Here is a 15,708-nt window from a genome sequence, read left to right as displayed (position 1 = left end):
TCGACACATAGTGCCGGAGCGGCGTGGGGCTTAAGGAAAATAGGCTTTCGGCACCGGAATGTCGGTGCCCAGGCCAAATCCCAGTCCCGTGTAGCCCGCGCCCGAGCGGAGCATGTGCCAGACGCCCTGTCGGTAGATCGCCACGTCGTACAGACCGTCGGCGTCATAGTCGCCCGGAACAGGAATATCGCCCGCGGTGCCGAACGGGATGAACGCCACCTGAGCGTTGCTGCTGTACCAGATGATCCACATCCCGTCGCGGAATACGGCGATGTCGACCTTGCCGTCACCGTCATAGTCGGCTGGGACAGGTATGTCGGTCGCCACCCCGAAATTGATGGTTGTCACGCTGCCGCCGGCATCGCGAATGACCCAATCGCCGGTGGACGCACGGAAGTACGCGATATTCGCCTTTCCGTCCCCGTCAAAGTCCATCGGCATCGGCTTATCGCCGTTCTGTCCGTGAGTCACGGCTGTGACTCCGCCGAGGCTGTTCTGTATGTACCAGTCGCCGTTCGAAGGCCGCCATACGGCGATGTCCGCCTTACGGTCGCCGTCATAATCGGCACATACAGGCACGTCGCCCGGATTCCCCCAGACAGGATAGCTGAACGTGCTTGTCGCACTGTTCATCACGTAAAAGTCCGGGTCCATTCCATTCGAGTTGAGCCTCGCGACGGCGACGTCTGTCCTGTTGTCGCCATCATAGTCCGCCGGCGTGATGATATCGGTCGCAATGCCGAACTGGACACCATAGAAACCGCCGGTCGAGAACGACATATACCAAACGCCAAAGTCCGGCGGAACACCATCCGGCCTGTAGACAACCGCGTCGGTCTTATTGTCCCCATCAAAATCGCCCCGCGTGTACTGCGGCACGATGACGGTCGCGGACGACGTGGCAGTGGCCTCGATAACATTGGGGCCGCCGGTGAACGCCCTCCAGGTCGCATTATTCGTGACCGAGGATTGGATCTCGCTCGATACCGAAAGGCCCATCTGGATGCTCGTGACGCTCGCTCCCGGTGCCAGGTCGTAGGTCGCCCCATTGAAGATATTTCCATAGACCGTGTCGTTCAGGGTGTGGAACCCCAAGACCGTGTCGCCCGTGTTCGTCGCCCGATAGCAATAGTAAACAGTCGTGCCCGCCGGGACCGTGAGTGTTCTCGTCGGTGCACACACGCCCGGGGCCGTGCCCACCGTGATTGTCAGCGTAATAGCCGGCATCGGCGTCGGTGTAGGCGTTGGTGTCGGTGTCGGTGTCGGCGTCGGAGTTGCAGTGGGCGTCGGTGTCGGCGAGCCGGTTTTGCACTTACCTGCACTTCCGGCGTTGTAGATCGCCTGGATCTCCGCCTGACTGAGTGCCCGGTTGAAGAGTTCGACCTCGTCGATCAGGCCATCGAATGTATATTCCGAAACCACATAGTTCCGGCCGATCACGATAGGATCGGTCACCGGGTTTATGGCTCCGGTCTGCGGTGTGTTGGCGACCTCGACACCGTCAATATAGAGTTTCATCGCGGATCCGTCATAGGTCGCGGCAATGTGCTGCCACACGCCTACCTGAACGGCGTTTGCCAATCCCACAAAACGATAGTCACCGTCGATGTAGAGGGCAAGATAGAGTGCCGTCGGGTCATGCGCCGACGTTTCGAGCACATATCCGCCGGTATTCCCAGTTGTTCGTTTTTGGAAGATGGTCGCGCCGGTGTGGTAAGTGTCATGCTTGACCCACGCGTCTATCGTCAATCCCGTCCCAACGTTCTGGTTATCGTTGTGCGGTATCAACAACCGGTCGTCCGCGCCGTCAAAACTGAACGCCTCATCGACCATGCCGGGAGCGAAGCCGGCCCCGTTCTCCAACGTCGCATTGGCTTCGCCGATTATGTCGGCCCCAGTGCCATCTCCCGGCCACCAACCGACCATATTCGCCGGCGGCGGCGTGCAAATGCGGCATTTACCCGCCGACCCAGCGTTGTAGATCGCCTGGACCTCCGGTTGACTTAGAGCCCGGTTGAATAGCTCGACCTCATCGAGCTTGCCGTTAAAGGGAGCCACGGTTCCATAATTCGTATAGCCCGACCCGATAAAGAAAGCGTTTGACGTTTGGATGGATGCCCGTCCGGAACTGCCCTTCAATACGCCGTTAACATAAAGTTTTACTTCAGTCGCCGTACCGGTCAGGGCGATATGATGCCATGTGTTAAGGCCAACGGTGGCGTCGGAGACGATGCTCGGCGCCCCGCCGCTCCAGCCATTTACGCCGTAGACCTTGATCGTTGAATTCTTGTAGCGGATGTCCCAGCCTTCCCATCCGTCCGGATGCGATTTACCGACCATGGCGGTGTCAGCTGCGGCCGGATCCGTGCGGATGTAAGTCCAGAAATCTATGCTGAACGGCTCGGCCCCAAATTGACCGACCGGACTTCCGTCAGGCATTCTGACGCGCTTTAGGTCCGTGCCATCAAAATCAAATGCGTGCCTGACCATTCCGTTTGAGAAGGTAGCGCCTTGATTTATGCCATTCTCAAACGTGGGCCCTTGAATGTCATTGACGTTTCCTTCGCCCGGCCACCACTGCGTCATCCCGTCTGGCGGCGGCGTGCAACCACACTTTCCGGCCGCTCCGGCATTGTAGATCGCCTGGATCTCGGCTGCCGAGAGTGCTCGGTCATAGATGGCTGGCTCATCAAGCTGGCCTGTCCAGAACGAACCTCCCGCTCGATGTCCGATCGTAATGCCGTCGGAATTGATCACCGTATTAAGTGACATTTGGACAGAATTCTCCAATTGCCCATTTACGTAGATCTTGATGGTGGCCCCGTCATAGGTGATGGCCCCGTGATACCAGGTGTTCGGCAGAAGAACCGAGGTCCCGGCGAGGTCCGATGAGTGGCCGTAGAAATACAGCCTTCCCGGGGCGTTCGCCGATGTGATCATTCCAAACATCTGCCCGCCGCCCGGCGAGCCGTATTGAAACAGGCCGGACTCTGTCGATGTCGTTAGGTCAAGCGGGGTCTTGAACCACAGCTCGATCGTGCGCGGAGCGTTGCCAGCCGGCAAGTTCATCGTCGAAGCGACCTGAACGTAATCGCCGTTGCCGTCGAGGTTGAACGCCGTGCCGACCTCACCGGTGGCAAAGCCCGCATTCCCCATCAGGACACCGTTGTTAAGGTTCTTGTAGTCTGTAGCGTTGTTCTCGGCACCCCACCATGAGATCAGACCGCTCGGTGCCGTATAACATTCAACGGCGGGCCTCGATGAGCTATCGGGAGCACTCGGCTGCAGAGACGACGACCTGACCGTCTCTGTCCCGGAAAATAAAAAGACCGCTACGGACGTGGCGGTCATTAGCATGATCGTCGTCAAGACGAATAAGAGTTTGCGATTGCCCGGCCTATGGCCCGGTGCGGCTGTTGCTTCTCCAAACATCTGAGGATACCCCCTTTCTCCCGGCGGCGCTTAATATTAAAAGCCGTCGGTTCGCTAAGCACAGACAGTGCAACCTACGTGCCGTAGATACCCATATGAAATGCTTCAAAAGGGAAGCCGTAACTGATTGATGGGGTGTGGTTTGCGTTGCGGATATCGTTCCTGAGGGAACTTGGCTGCCGACGTTCATATGCGAATTTGTTCGCGCCAGCTAAAAAAACTCGCGGTCGGGCCGCCGACGCATACGAGGCAAGGTGCCCGCGTACCGACGGCGATTACTCGGGAGAGATGCCGGCGTTCCGCGATTCGGGTGGCGTGAAGTAAAATAACATTTTGCTTCACGCACTCGTTTTTTATGTATAAACAGATCGGGATCCTGACGGGCGGTGGTGATGCGCCGGGCTTGAATGCGGCGATACGCGCCTGTGTCAGGACGGCGGTGGGCGAATTTGGGATGACGTGCATCGGTATCGAGGACAGCTTTGAGGGCATCCTCGGTGAGACGCACACGGTAAAGCTGACGACGCGGTCGGTCAGCGGCATCTTGCCGCGCGGCGGAACGATCCTGGGTACACGGAATCGTGGCAGTTTCGTAAAAATGGTGGACGGCAAACCTGCCTATGCCGAATTGCCGCTGGGTGAGGCGCTCGCCAATCTCGACATCCTCGGGATAGAGGCACTGATCGCCATTGGCGGTGAGGGGACGCTTGCCATTGCCGAGCAATTCCATAAACGCGGCTTTCCGGTCATCGGTGTGCCGAAAACGATCGACAATGACCTTGCGGCAACGGAGTTGACGTTCGGATTCATGACCGCGATCGATATCGCGACCGAAGCCCTCGATCGCCTCCACACTACGGCCGCGTCGCACGACCGCGTAATGGTGCTTGAGGTCATGGGCCGGAATACCGGATGGATCGCGCTCAATGCCGGGCTCGCCGGCAGCGCTGATGTCATACTGATACCTGAGATACCATATTCATTCGATGCGATCGTCAGAAAGGTCGAGGCCCGCGAGGCCGCGGGATCGCGTTTTACAAATATCGTGGTCGCCGAGGGTGCTGTGGAACTTGGAAAGTCGGAGATCTATCAGGATTCCGAGGCGATCCGGCTGGGCGGGATCGGCGTCTATGTCAGCCGGCGGCTGGAGGAATTGACGGGCAAGGAATCAAGGTGCGTTGTGCTCGGCCACCTGCAGAGGGGCGGCAGCCCGAATGCTTTTGATCGAATGTTGGGCACGAACTTCGGTGCATGCGCCGTGCGGGCGCTGGCAAGCGGCGAGACGGGCAAGATGGTGGCCCTGCAAGCCGGGACGATAGTGAACGTACCGCTTAGCGAAGCTTGTGCGAATATCAAGACTGTCCCGGTTGATGGCCAGCTCGTGCGGACGGCGCGCGACGTCGGTATTTCATTTGCCGCACCTCGTGACACGAAGCTGGGCGACGAAGCGGCCTTTGAAGCGCGGACCAACGGTTCATAATTTATGGAAGAGATAAAAAAGAAGCTGCAGGCAGAACTTGACGAACTTGAGCAGGAACTCCATTTCAAACTGCCGAAAGCCATTCAGCACGCGCGCGAGTTTGGCGACCTGAGCGAAAATGCAGAGTACAAGGCCGCCAAAGAGCGGCAGACATTTGTGCAGGCACGTATCAGTTTGCTCCATCAGCGCATGTCAGAGGTCGATTCGATCGACCTGACAAAGATACCGACCGATAGGATCGCGTATGGATCTGAGGTTGTGCTCTACGACCTCGATAAGGAAGAAAAGGTCACATACCGGCTGGTCACATCCGAGGAATCAGATCCGGACGCAGGCGCTATATCGACCGTTTCACCTATCGGCCAAGCCCTGATGGGCAAGGATGAGGGCGACGAGATCAAAGTAAAAACGCCGACGGGCTGGCGAAATTTTGAGATCACGCGTGTTACGACGATACATGAGCAGGAGTGAAGGAAATTAAAAATTCAAAATGCAAAATGCAAAATTTAGGAGGGCATTCCTTTTTTTGAATTTTTCATTTTGAAGGTTTCATTTAGGCACGATGCTTGAGATTGGTGCGAGCATAGGACGCGGGGCGATGCGCATTATCGATGCGATGGTGCGGGGCCTCGCCTCGCTCGGGATACCGCCGAACGTGCTTACGATCATCGGCGTGACGATCAATCTCGGCTGCGGGGTATTGTTCGGCTTCGGCGAGTTTTTCTGGGCCGGTATCGTTCTGATCGTTGCGAATCTCTTTGACATGCTCGACGGAAACGTTGCTCGATTGACGGGCCGCGTGACCAAATACGGGTCATTCCTTGATTCAACACTCGATCGCTTGTCGGACATGGCCGTATTCCTGGGGATAATAGTGTTCTATTCGCGGTCGACTCCGCAGCATTCCGAGCTAAACGTATTTCTCGCCGGCGTAGGCATGATAGCGTCGGTCCTGGTGAGCTATACGACGGCCCGAAGCGAGGGGCTGGGCGTGAAGGCAAATGTCGGCTTCCTGCAGCGGCCCGAACGCGTCGTATTGTTTATCATCGGTGCGTTGTCGACCTGGAACTGGACATCGACGAACTGGTTTGCCAATCGCATGCCGCAGGTGTTGTGGGTGCTCGCGATCGGCTCGCTGTGGACCCTGATCCAGCGAATGGTCTATATCCGCGGCAAGCTGAGGGCTATGGACTCGGATGACTGACCGGCTATCGGCATTTTGGGACTCACTCACGGTGGGCAGCGTCCTGCTCGGCGTGGGGCTGTTCCTGGTTTCGCTGACCGTGAGCTTTATCGCGATCGCGATCGTCATGGTCAAGATACCTCCGAACTATTTCAGTACGCACTATAAGCAGGATTTTCTGCCCGGCAGCCATTGGACGGTCCGCTGGGGAGCGGTGATAATCAAGAATATTTTCGGAGTATTTTTGATACTGCTTGGCATCGTGCTTTCGCTGCCCGGCATTCCGGGGCAGGGAATCTTAACGATACTCCTCGGGCTGATCATGATAGATATCCCGGGCAAGCGGCCGCTTGAGGCCAGGATCATCAAGCGCCCGACCGTATTGGCCGCGATGAATAGCCTCCGAGCGAGATACGGCAAGCCGCCGCTTCAGCTAGATTAAATGGGCATGATCGACAGGATATTCAGACGAAAGCCGGCCGACCCTAACGCCCGCCGTCGCTTTCTGCTCGAGCACGGCCGCATTACGGACGGGACGATAATCGATATCAAAACGGACGAGAACGGACAAGAGTTGGTCGTCTTTGTTTATACGCTCAACGGCGTCGATTTTGAGTCGGCGGATGCCTTGACGTTCGAACAAAGGCAGCGACCAGACGATTACGTTCCGGGAGCAAAGGTCGGGATACGGTTCGATCCGAAGAACCAGTACAATTCGATTGTGGAGTAGCGGTCAGAACCGGGAGCGGTAGCGACCGGGTTCTTACGTCGAAAGGAATGTTCTCAAAAATACTCATCGCGAACCGCGGCGAGATAGCATGCCGAGTGATCCGCGCGTGTCGCGAGATGCGGTTCGGAACTGTTGCCGTGTATTCGGACGCCGATTGTGATGCTCTGCACGTACGTATGGCGGACGAGGCGGTGCACATCGGTCCGCCGGCGTCGAGCGAGAGCTATTTGCGAGGCGACAAGATCATCGCGGCTGCGAAAGCAACAGGAGCCGAGGCGATACATCCCGGCTATGGGTTCTTGTCAGAGAATGCGGCGTTCGTGCGTGAGGTGACAGCCGCTGGATTGACATTTATCGGCCCGCCGCCTGAAGCGATGGAGGCGATGGGCGGCAAGATCTCGGCGCGAAAGATAGCGATCGACGCGGGCGTTCCGGTCGTGCCGGGCATGACCGAGCCGTTGAACTCTTATGAAGAGGCGCGCGAGACGGCCGCCTCGATGGGCTATCCGGTCATGCTAAAGGCGTCCGCCGGCGGCGGCGGTAAGGGCATGCGGTTCGTCGAGTGCGAGGCCGATCTCAAGTCCGCTCTGGCAACGGCCCAGGCCGAGGCGATGGCCGGTTTTGGCGACGATGCGGTGTATGTGGAAAAGGCCGTTGTGCGGCCGAGACATATCGAGATACAGATCTTTTCCGACACTCATGGCAATCACGTTCACCTCGGCGAGCGGGAATGTTCCATTCAGAGGCGGCATCAGAAGGTCGTTGAGGAGGCCCCGTCGCCGATCAACTCGGCGGAGCTTCGGGCCGAGATGGGAGCCTGTGCCGTTAAGGTCGCTGCGGCCGTGAACTACGTTGGAGCGGGCACCGTTGAGTTTCTCGTCTCGGACGTTGATCGCTCTTTCTATTTTCTCGAGATGAACACGCGGCTGCAGGTCGAGCATCCGGTGACGGAATTGGTTACGGGCATCGACCTCGTCCGTGAACAGATATATGTTGCGGCCGGCGAGAAATTGTCGTTTACGCAGGACGACATTTGTTTGACCGGCCACGCTATCGAGTGCCGTGTGTACGCCGAGGACCCTGAGAACAACTTCCTGCCGTCGCCCGGACGGATCACGCGTCTCAGGCTGCCGCACGGGCCGGGCGTTCGCGACGACGGCGGCGTTTACGAGGGCTCAGAGGTCTCGATTCATTATGATCCGATGATCTCAAAATTCTCGGTTCACGGCCGCGACCGGGCAGAGGCCATTGATCGAATGAGGCGTGCGCTGGCTGAGTATGAGGTTGCCGGCATCAGGACGACGCTGCCATTCTTTCGAGAGTTGATGGACGACACGGAATTTGTTGACGGCAAACTCGATACAGGTTTTATTCCGCGATTTAATGAGCGGCGAAAGAGCGGTGATGCAGGCGAGGCCGAACGTGACATTGCGATCATTGCGGCGGCCCTTACATATTCTGAGCCAAAAAAGACCGAAGCAAGTTCGTCAGATAATGGAAATTCGAGCAAATGGGGCCGTGTTGGCAGGGAAATGGCATTGGCGAATAGACTATAGTTGGTTTTTGATCATGGAAGAGCTATTAAAACAGTTGATGGGAAAGAAGATCGATGTGACCTGCGGAACGAACGCGGCGTTTAGGGGTGACGTCATTGATGTAAAGAACGGCGTGTTGTATCTGAGGGACGAAGACGAAAGGGTCGCGTATGTCGCGATCGACAAGGTCGCCGTTGTTTACGAGATCAAGGATGAGCATCATCGGCCGGGATTTATCGTTTAGTTCTGAGTTCAGGGGCAAGCTAAAGCTTGAACTCACAAAAAAAGGCCCGCTGTACGTGGACATGCGGGCCTTTCATATTGCCTAAAAAACTAATTTGATGTTTGAGCGTCTGCCTTTAGTTTGCGGAAACCAACGATACGACTCGACCAGTAACCCTTGAACGGCGAATAAGTGATCCCCTTGCTCGATGAGGCATGGTAGAAGCCGTTCTCGTCGGCGACGATGCCCATGTGGCCGAGCCCGTTGAGAAATACGAGCGTGCCAAACTTGAACCGTTCAGCCCCGTCAACCGGCTCCGACTGGGCCCACATACTGCGTGCTGAAGTTCGTGTAAAATCGATGCCTGCATCCTTGAATGCAGCCCACACAAATCCCGAACAGTCGTACCGGTTTGGTCCTGTAGCTCCATAGAGATACGGTATGCCGTAGCGGGCTTTGATAGCATTGTCCAACCGGACGCTCGTCTGCATGCCATACATGGTTTTGCCGGCGGCGACCATCGCCGCAACGCTTGTTGCCGCTGTTGATGCTGTTTTTTCAACCACCGGCTCCCATGCTGGATCGGCCGAGCGGACAACGCGGACCTCGTTCGTGAGGACCGGTCGCGACGAAACCGTCGGGCGAACGCGTTCTACGGGTTGAGCGGTCGGCTGATTGATAGGCTGGCTCGATGTCATCTTTACAACGCGATCGCGGCCTTGAGCAAAAACCGATACCGATAGAACACAGCATGCGCACAGCGCGCAGGCCGAGAGAAATAAGCTCTTCTTAGAAAATATCAAAATAAGAAACTCCAATGATTATTTGTGGGAACTGCTGAGGAGAACCGGCGGCGGGAATGCCACCTACTTATAAGAAATCCTCAACACACAAATGATTCCTGAGAAATCAGGGATCGTGATCCAAAAGCAAACTCAAATTGTCACCCTTATTTGGACCTTGTTACTAACTGTCCGTTAGTATGACCTATAAGCAATACGAATGCAACCATAGCAGGAATGGTTATGGCACTACGCAGGAAGGGGCCTGTATGGCCCCGCCGCCCGCTCTTCTCCGTATTAGTTGTCCTGTTGGATAGGACAAGAGACACGCAATGGGCGAAGGCTTCCAAGAAAAAAATGATTTACTTCCACCTTGAGGTGGAGGTTGTGCAGTTCAAAGGATACCGGCATTAACCGAATCTCGCGGATTCGGCTAAAGCCGGCGTGTTTTGGGATCGCTAACCTCCAGGTGAAGCTGGAGGCAATTCAACAAGAAATGGCGTTTTACGCCGAGAACGACGTACCGCATCCGCAGCCGCCGCTTGCGTTGGGGTTTTCGAACGTGAAGCCCGAGCCCATCACGTTTGAGGTGTAGTCTATCTGAACGCCATTCAGGTACTGAGCCGAGAACATATCGACAAAGAATTTGATCCCGTGCTGCTCGACGAGAAAATCGCCCTGTCGCGACTCTTCCTCGACGTTGAGGCTATATTGAAAGCCCGAGCAGCCGCCCGGAACGACCCGCACGCGAAGCCCCGCCGTTTCCGGCAAGTCGTCCTCGGCCTCTATAAACTTTTTGATCTCGACCGACGCTGCTTCGGTGACATTCAATTCTACGCTCGGTGCTGCAACTGCTGACATAGTATATTCCTCTCAAAAAATGGATCCGCCTGAGCGAATCCTTACTTAATTGTAAATATTACTGAGATTTGGACAGAATTACAAGCTCTGGTTTCATCGCTTCGATCGACACCTGACGGGCAACTTCCTCAGCGACCCCACGGAAAGCCGCGGCCTGCGGCGAATCAGGAAATGCCGCGACGACCGGCGTTCCTTTGTCGCCGCCTTCGCGGACTTCCATACCTAGCGGGACCTCACCGAGAAAGTGGAGGCCGTATTCGTCCGAGAGCTTCTGGCCGCCGCCTTTGCCGAATATCTCGTATTTGTTGCCGGTGTCCGGGGCGATAAAGTACGACATATTCTCGATCACGCCGAGCACCGGGACGTTGACCTGCTCGAACATCTTCACGGCGCGGCGAACGTCCGATAGCGAAACTTCCTGCGGCGTCGTCACGAGCACAGCTCCCTGAACAGGCACGAGCTGAGCGAGTGACAATTGCACATCACCCGTACCCGGCGGCATGTCAACGATCAGGTAATCGAGTTGGCCCCAATTTACGTCGGACAAAAACTGCCGGACGACGCCGTGCAGCATCGGTCCGCGAAGGATCATCGGCTTATCCTGCGGCACGAGCAGGGCCATCGAGATCATCTTGATGCCGTGTGCCTCGGCGGGCACAAGCTGGCCGTTGAATACCTGCGGCTCGACGCCGGCTGCGCCGAGCATCATCGGGACGTTTGGGCCATACACGTCCGCATCCATCAGTCCCACCTTTGCACCGTTGGCTGCGAGCGCGACCGCAAGATTTACTGCGACCGTCGATTTGCCAACGCCGCCTTTGCCGGATGAAACGGCAATGATGTTCTTAACGCCGGGGATCGCCACATTATTGGCAACGCCGCGTCCCTGCGGCACTTCGGCATCCATCGTCACGTTGACACCGGTGACGCCTTCGATGGCCGAAACGAGCTCGCGTGCCTGCGATTCCATCTCTTCCTTAACGGGGCACGCGGGCGTTGTCAGGACGATACGAAAAGACACTTCACCGCCGTCGATCTTAAGATCGCGGACAAAGCCGAGCTTTACGATGTCCTTTCGCAGGTCGGGATCGATGATCTGGGAGAGGGAATTTAGGACTGTTTCTTCGGATAATTGCATCATTACGTTAAAGTAAAGATTGTAGCAAATATGAACGATACTGCCGAAAATGCTTATTACGTCATTCGCTCAGGCGGCGTCGCGGTGCACGAGCAGGAACGTGGGCTGGTCGCGGTTTGGGGTGATGAGGCTGTTCAATTTCTCGACGGCCTGATAACGAATGATGTCAAAAAACTCGCTGACGGCGAGCAGATGCTGGCGGCGTTCCCGAATGCACAAGGACGCTTGCTGGCGGTCGTACGTGTGCTGCGACAGGGCGAAAGGTTCCTCTTTGAGACCGAAGATACGACGCGAGAGAAGCTATTCCAGAATCTTTTTCGGTTTACGTTCGCCGGCGAATTTTTTGTTGAAGACCTGTCAGATCGGTATCGGTATTTTGAGCTGTTTATTTCAGATCTGAAATTTGAAATTTCAAATGTCGAGGATCTTATACTGTTCGAGGCAAAGACTGGCCGCGGCGTTTTTGTCGAGACCGGATCGGCCGACATTTTTCGTGATGGATTGATTAGTAGCGGCGCTGTCGAGATCGGTGATGAGCTCTACGAGACTTTGCGGATCGAGAACGGCATTCCGAGATATGGCGTGGACATGGACGAAACGACGATCGTTCCGGAACTCGGAATCGACAACCTCATCTCATACAACAAGGGATGTTATATCGGGCAGGAGATAATTGCGCGGATCCACTTTCGCGGGCACGTCGCCAAACGCCTGACCGGCCTGAACCTATCGGGTGATATCGAGCCCGGGACTGAATTGCTGACCGTCGACGGTAAGAATGCGGGGCGGATCACGTCAGTCACGTTCTCGCCGAAACTCGACAGCGTGATCGCCCTTGGATTCGCGAGATATGATCAATTGGCGGCCGGGACCGAGTTGTTTGGTGGTGAGGCAGCCGCCGTCGTCGCCGATCTTCCTTTTGTCAAATAAACGAATATGGCCGAACCGGACATTGACGCGAACAAGCTCGCCTACACGATAATTCAATCGCTGCTCGAAGGGCACGAGGCGCTCGGCGATCTTCTTGTCGTGATGTCACATGCATTGGATGAGGACACGCTGAAGGCTCTGACCAACACCGGCGAGTGGCAGAAGTATCTTGAATCTAAGCGGAATATGGAAGGCATGCACGCACAGATCGAGGTGCTGACTGACTCGCTAAAAGAACTCGATAAAACTAGCTAATAGCTGACAGCTAATCGCTATTAGCTACATTCTTAAATGTACGATCTGATCATCATTGGTGCCGGGCCCGCGGGGATCGCAGCGGCGTCTGAGGCTAAGAAGGCGGGCCTTGACTACGTCGTGATCGAAAAAGGCCTGATCGGGAACACGATCTATCACTATCCGGTCGGGCTGACGGTGTTTTCGACGACGAACGAACTTGAGCTTGAGACTGGTGGGCTCGTTCCGGCGCGGGAAAAGCCGACGCGAGAGGAGCTGCTTTCGTACTACGTTCGGTTTGTTTTGGATAACGAGCTGAACGTGCAGACCGAAGAAACGGTGTTGAGCGTATCGCCATTGCTCACGCGCGGGCTTTCGCAAAGTATGTTTAGCGTTGTGACCGACAAGACCGCGTATGAGGCTTCCTCCGTTCTGTTTGCGATCGGGGCGATGGACCATCCTCGCCGGTTGAATGTTCCGGGTGAGGACTTACCGCACGTTTTTGATCATTTTAGGGAAACCTATCCGTGGGTGAAAAAGAAGGCCCTGATCGTCGGCGGCGGTAATTCGGCGGGCGAGGCTGCGCTGTTTCTGGCTCAGGAGGGAGCCGACACGATCTTGGCGATCTTTCGGGACGACTGGGAAAACACCGATCCGAAGCAGGGTTGTATCAAGTATTGGGTCAAAGAGCCGCTTGAAGAGGAGCTAAAGGAGCATTGTCTCAACCTCTTTTTTCTTGGCAAGGTGATCGAGATACGCGAGGGCGAGATCGAGCTTGAGAATGAAAAGGGCGACCGCGTGGTGTTGGAGAATGACGTCGTTTTTGTGCTGATCGGTTCAGATGCCGACCTGACGATGCTCAAGGGCCTTGGCGTTCAAACCGAAACCGGCAAGTATGGCGAGGTACCGGTCTATGATCCTGAGACGTTCGAGACCAACGTGGCGGGAATATACGTTGCGGGTCATTTTACGAACCAGCGTCACATCAAGGGAGCGATCGACGCAGGCAGGAGCGCTGTTGCCGCAATATGCCGGAATACGGCGGTGGCCGGTCAGCCAATTACGTAACCTGCGATGGCGATAAAATGGACGATGCTCCCGAGCAGGACAAAGACGTGGAATATCGCATGATGATGTTTCAGACTGTGCCAGCCGAAAAAGATCGTGCCGAGCGTATAGCTGATGCCGCCCGCGACGACAAGAACCAGCGGCACAAGTCCGAGGGCGAGATATAACGGCTGCATGGCAACGATGCCGATCCAACCCATGCTCAGATACATGATCATACCGGCAACACGGGCAGTACGGCGTCGGTAGATGACTTTCATTGCTATTCCGAGCAAGGCGAGGCACCAGAGTAAAACGAGAAGGGCCATGCCAAAGCTCTCCCTCAACACAACGAGCAGGAATGGTGTATAGCTGCCGGCAATAAGCAGGTAGATACAGCAATGATCGACGATCTGAAGTACGCTCTTGCGTTCGGGGCTAATCGTCCAATGATAGACCGTCGAAGCCGCATAGAGCACCACTAGCGACAAACCGTAAACAATACTACTCGCAATGTGCCACGCGTCACCGTGCAGGATCCCGAGCGCTGTCAGGAACACGAATCCTGCGACGCTCAGGACAAGGCCGACGCCATGGGTCAGCGTATTCGCTACTTCCTCTACACTCAATTGTCTCAGCCGGATCATCAACATAGTTTTGGTCAGGCCATCGATGCCTCAAACGATATATCCGCGTTCGTCCTGTCACGACGTGCGACGCCGGATATGTATGCGGCATCCTCTACGCGGCTCGCCACGGCCTCTGCCACGCGGCGGTCAAAGACCGACGGGATGATATAGTCCGGATGAAGCTCCTCGTCAGAGATCGTTTCCGCGATCGCATTGGCCGCGGCGAGCTTCATCGGGCCGTTGATCTGTGCCGCCCGGCAATTCAGTGCTCCGCGAAAGATGCCCGGGAAACACAAGACATTATTGATCTGATTAGGATAATCGCTGCGGCCCGTGGCCATTACGGCGACGTGGCCTTCGGCATCCTCGGGCATGATCTCGGGCACAGGATTGGCCATCGCAAAGACGATCGGGTCCTTTGCCATCGTGTCCAGGTCGGCGGGTGTCAGCAGCCCGGGGGCCGACAGGCCGAAGAACACATCAGCACCTTTGATGACCTCGTGGACAGTGCCCTGCTCCTTGTCAGGGTTGGTGTTGCGGGCATACCAATCTTTGACCCAATTCATATTCTCTTTGCGGCCGTCGTAAATGGCTCCCGTCGTATCACAGCCGATAATGTTCTTGACGCCGGCGGCCATGACGATCTTTGAGCATGCGACGCCCGCAGCACCGATGCCGTTGACGACGACCTTTACGTCATCCATCCGTTTGCCGACGATCTTTAGTGCGTTGATCAATGCGGCAAGGACGACCACGGCAGTGCCGTGCTGGTCGTCGTGAAAGACCGGAATATTGAGTTCTTCCTTGAGTCGCTCTTCGATCTCGAAGCACCTCGGTGCTGATATGTCCTCGAGATTGATCCCGCCAAAGGCCACGGAAATATTGCGGATCGTCTGAACGATCTCGTGCGGATCTTTTGTATTGAGACAGATCGGGAACGCATCGACGCCGCCGAATTCCTTGAAGAGCTGGCACTTACCCTCCATTACAGGCATGGCCGCGGCCGGGCCGATATCGCCAAGCCCGAGCACAGCCGTTCCGTCCGAGACGACCGCGACCGTGTTCTTCTTGATCGTAAGATTAAAGCGCTTTTCGCGGTCCTTGTGTATCGCCTCGCATATTCTTGCGACGCCCGGCGTATATGCCATTGACAGGTCGCTGCGTGTCTTTAGCGGCATCTTTGAGACGATCTCGATCTTACCGCCGAGGTGCATGAGAAATGTGCGGTCCGAGACGTTGACAACCTCAACGCCGTCGATATCCTCGATCGCCGAAACTATCTCTTTGTCATGGGTTTCGCTGGCCGCGTTCACGGTGATATCGCGGATCAGAAAATCCTTGCCGACGCTGACAATATCGATGCCCTCGATGTCGCCTCCTGCGTTTCCGATGGCAGTCGTGATCTCGCCGAGCTTGCCGGGCTGGTTTTCGATGCGAACGCGTAATGTGAGGCTATAGCTCGCGTTCGGTGTTGGAGTATTGGGCATAAAGCAAAGGAAAGTAT

The 15,708-nt window shown here is 56.0% G+C and carries 16 protein-coding genes; 10 read left to right on the top strand and 6 right to left on the bottom strand.

Annotated features, from left to right (window positions below):
* Positions 1 to 30: 30 nt before the first annotated feature.
* Positions 31 to 3,432, bottom strand: a complete 3,402-nt coding sequence (locus IPM59_13405) for a hypothetical protein (GenBank protein ID MBK9216564.1) — start codon at positions 3,430 to 3,432, stop codon at positions 31 to 33.
* 355 nt (positions 3,433 to 3,787) lie between these two features.
* Here IPM59_13405 and IPM59_13400 point away from each other — a divergent pair, with 355 nt between their 5' ends.
* The 7 genes from IPM59_13400 (at position 3,788) to IPM59_13370 (ending at position 8,604) form a co-directional block, all read left to right on the top strand.
* Complete coding sequence (locus IPM59_13400; protein MBK9216563.1) at positions 3,788 to 4,912, top strand: 6-phosphofructokinase; 1,125 nt, start codon at positions 3,788 to 3,790, stop codon at positions 4,910 to 4,912.
* A 3-nt stretch (positions 4,913 to 4,915) separates the two neighbouring features.
* Complete coding sequence (locus IPM59_13395; GenBank protein MBK9216562.1) at positions 4,916 to 5,383, top strand: transcription elongation factor GreA; 468 nt, start codon at positions 4,916 to 4,918, stop codon at positions 5,381 to 5,383.
* Between the two features lie 91 nt (positions 5,384 to 5,474).
* On the top strand, positions 5,475 to 6,116 hold the full coding sequence (locus IPM59_13390; protein MBK9216561.1) for a CDP-alcohol phosphatidyltransferase family protein: 642 nt from the start codon (positions 5,475 to 5,477) through the stop codon (positions 6,114 to 6,116).
* Positions 6,109 to 6,537, top strand: coding sequence for a hypothetical protein (locus IPM59_13385; protein ID MBK9216560.1), 429 nt, complete (start codon positions 6,109 to 6,111; stop codon positions 6,535 to 6,537). The genes IPM59_13390 and IPM59_13385 overlap by 8 nt, the downstream gene beginning before the upstream one ends.
* 6 nt (positions 6,538 to 6,543) lie before the next feature.
* Entirely contained in the window at positions 6,544 to 6,825 is a 282-nt protein-coding gene (locus IPM59_13380) for a hypothetical protein (protein ID MBK9216559.1), read from the top strand.
* A gap of 47 nt (positions 6,826 to 6,872) precedes the next feature.
* Positions 6,873 to 8,381 (top strand): acetyl-CoA carboxylase biotin carboxylase subunit, encoded by a 1,509-nt coding sequence (accC, locus tag IPM59_13375; GenBank protein ID MBK9216558.1) that lies wholly within the window; start codon positions 6,873 to 6,875, stop codon positions 8,379 to 8,381.
* A gap of 13 nt (positions 8,382 to 8,394) precedes the next feature.
* The gene (locus IPM59_13370) at positions 8,395 to 8,604 is read left to right on the top strand and encodes a hypothetical protein (protein ID MBK9216557.1); all 210 of its coding nucleotides are present in this window, start codon (positions 8,395 to 8,397) and stop codon (positions 8,602 to 8,604) included.
* 89 nt (positions 8,605 to 8,693) lie between these two features.
* On the opposite strand, the gene IPM59_13365 is transcribed toward IPM59_13370, so the two are convergent.
* The 3 genes from IPM59_13365 to IPM59_13355 all read right to left on the bottom strand — a co-directional run bounded on the left by IPM59_13365 (position 8,694) and on the right by IPM59_13355 (position 11,364).
* A complete protein-coding gene (locus IPM59_13365; protein ID MBK9216556.1) occupies positions 8,694 to 9,281 on the bottom strand; it encodes a C40 family peptidase in 588 nt (195 codons plus the stop codon).
* 588 nt (positions 9,282 to 9,869) lie between these two features.
* Positions 9,870 to 10,226 carry an iron-sulfur cluster assembly accessory protein gene (locus IPM59_13360; protein MBK9216555.1) on the bottom strand — a complete coding sequence of 119 codons (357 nt, stop codon included), beginning with the start codon at positions 10,224 to 10,226 and terminating at the stop codon, positions 9,870 to 9,872.
* 58 nt (positions 10,227 to 10,284) lie between these two features.
* The gene (locus tag IPM59_13355) at positions 10,285 to 11,364 is read right to left on the bottom strand and encodes an Mrp/NBP35 family ATP-binding protein (GenBank protein ID MBK9216554.1); all 1,080 of its coding nucleotides are present in this window, start codon (positions 11,362 to 11,364) and stop codon (positions 10,285 to 10,287) included.
* Positions 11,365 to 11,394: 30 nt separating this feature from the next.
* Between IPM59_13355 and IPM59_13350 the strand changes: the two genes are divergently transcribed.
* Genes IPM59_13350 through IPM59_13340 form a run of 3 tightly spaced genes read left to right on the top strand, consistent with a single transcriptional unit; the run spans position 11,395 to position 13,596 of the window.
* A complete protein-coding gene (locus IPM59_13350) occupies positions 11,395 to 12,294 on the top strand; it encodes a folate-binding protein YgfZ (protein ID MBK9216553.1) in 900 nt (299 codons plus the stop codon).
* Between the two features lie 6 nt (positions 12,295 to 12,300).
* Positions 12,301 to 12,549, top strand: a complete 249-nt coding sequence (locus tag IPM59_13345; protein ID MBK9216552.1) for a hypothetical protein — start codon at positions 12,301 to 12,303, stop codon at positions 12,547 to 12,549.
* Between the two features lie 36 nt (positions 12,550 to 12,585).
* Positions 12,586 to 13,596, top strand: coding sequence for an NAD(P)-binding domain-containing protein (locus IPM59_13340; protein ID MBK9216551.1), 1,011 nt, complete (start codon positions 12,586 to 12,588; stop codon positions 13,594 to 13,596).
* Here IPM59_13340 and IPM59_13335 read toward each other — a convergent pair.
* Entirely contained in the window at positions 13,581 to 14,222 is a 642-nt protein-coding gene (locus IPM59_13335; protein ID MBK9216550.1) for a hemolysin III family protein, read from the bottom strand. The two genes, IPM59_13340 and IPM59_13335, sit on opposite strands and share 16 nt — an antisense overlap.
* A gap of 14 nt (positions 14,223 to 14,236) precedes the next feature.
* On the bottom strand, positions 14,237 to 15,691 hold the full coding sequence (locus IPM59_13330) for an NAD-dependent malic enzyme (GenBank protein ID MBK9216549.1): 1,455 nt from the start codon (positions 15,689 to 15,691) through the stop codon (positions 14,237 to 14,239).
* Positions 15,692 to 15,708: the final 17 nt, after the last annotated feature.

The organism is Chloracidobacterium sp., assembly GCA_016715795.1.
Lineage (GTDB): Bacteria > Acidobacteriota > Blastocatellia > Pyrinomonadales > Pyrinomonadaceae > OLB17.
This window is presented reverse-complemented; position numbering and strand designations above follow the sequence as displayed.